We start from the raw sequence: 1449 nt of genomic DNA on the forward strand, positions 1-1449 counted from the left end.
CCAGGCCGCGTCGACCTTGGGGCGTAGCACGGTGTCCAGGCTGTCGGGGGTGAGCGTGGTGACCGTGCCGTCATCGAGGACGCCGGCGGTGTGGACGACCGCCGTCAGCGGGCGCTCGGCGTCGACTGAGGCCAGCAGGGCGGCGAGGGATTCGGGGTCGGCGGTGTCGCAGGCGGCGATGGTGACGGTGGCGTCGTGGGAGGTGAGTTCGGCTTCAAGCTCCAGGGCGCCCTCGGCCGCCGGGCCTCGGCGGCTGGTCAGCAGCAGGTGCCGTACCCCGTACTCGGCCACCAAGTGCCGGGCGACCAGAGCGCCCAGGACTCCGGTGCCGCCGGTGATCAGCACGGTGCCCTGCGGGTCCAGCCCCGTGACTTCAGAGGCCGCCGACTCTATCCGGGCGAGTCGGGGGACGGTGATCGTGCCTTCGCGGAGGGCGAGTTGGGGCTCGCGGGTGGCCAGGGCGGCCGGGAGGGCTGCCGCTGAGGCGTCGGTGTCATCGAGGTCGGCGAGGACGAACCGGTCCGGAGCGCTCATCGGCGAGCCATTGCTGGACGAGTTCCCGTACTTGCTGGGTGGTGGCGTGTACGTTGCCAGGTACGTCGCCGGGGGCGCCCTGGTGGCCGTGGACGTGGGCAAGCACCAGACCCGGAATCGGGTCGTCGGTGTCCGCCCGCTCGGTCGGCTCCACGTAGGCGACGGCCTCCGGGGACTCGCCGGAAACCGGCACCCAGTCCACCGCGAACAGGGACCGATGCTGCTCGGCGCCTGCGGTAGCCAGCTGCTCCGGGGTGATCGGGCGGACGGTGAGGCTGCCGATGGTGGCGACGGGTGCGCCCGTGGGGTCCGCCAGCGTAAGAGCGACGGTGTCCGGACCGGTGGAGGCGATCCGGGCGCGGAGGGTGCTGGCCTCGGTGGCGTGGAGGGTGATGCCGTTCCAGGCGAAGGGGAGGCTGAGCTGTCCGGCGCTGTCGGTGGTACTCAGCGCGGTGCCGTGCAGGGTGGCGTCGAGGAGTGCAGGGTGGATGCCGAAGCCGGTGGTGTCGGTGCCTTTGGGGAGGGCGATGTCGGCGTAGAGGGTGTCGCCGTCGCGCCAGGCGGCTTGCAGGCCCTGGAAGACCGGCCCGTAGCGCAGGCCCAACTCGGCGAGTTGCTCATAGGCGTCGGCAGTGTCGAGCGAAGTGGCGCCATTGGGCGGCCAGTTGGCGTCGATCGGGTCGGTCGGCGCACTACCGGTCGTGGCCAGGGTGCCGGTGGCGTGGCGGGTCCAGAGGTCTTGATCGGTGGGCCGGGAATGGACACTGATGGCGCGCCGGCCCTGCCCGTCCTCGGATGCCGCGACCAACTGAAGGTGGACGGTGCCCTGTTCGGGCAGTGCCAGTGGCGCTTCGAGGGTGAGTTCCTCGACGTGGGGCGCGTCGAGCTGGTTGCCGGCGTGCAGCGCGAGGTCGA

At 71.8% G+C, this 1449-nt stretch carries 1 protein-coding gene and 1 pseudogene; both read right to left on the reverse strand.

The window, feature by feature from the left end:
* A pseudogene (locus tag OO69_RS49750) lies at window positions 1-525 on the reverse strand (SDR family NAD(P)-dependent oxidoreductase); the annotation flags it as partial.
* Window positions 494-1438: a polyketide synthase dehydratase domain-containing protein gene (locus tag OO69_RS49240; protein WP_420707981.1), complete on the reverse strand. Its 945-nt coding sequence runs from the start codon at window positions 1436-1438 to the stop codon at window positions 494-496. The gene OO69_RS49240 and the pseudogene OO69_RS49750, both read right to left, overlap by 32 nt.
* Window positions 1439-1449 lie beyond the last annotated feature (11 nt).

The sequence above is a fragment of the Streptomyces sp. NRRL F-525 genome, from assembly GCF_000716605.1.
Lineage (GTDB): Bacteria > Actinomycetota > Actinomycetes > Streptomycetales > Streptomycetaceae > Streptomyces.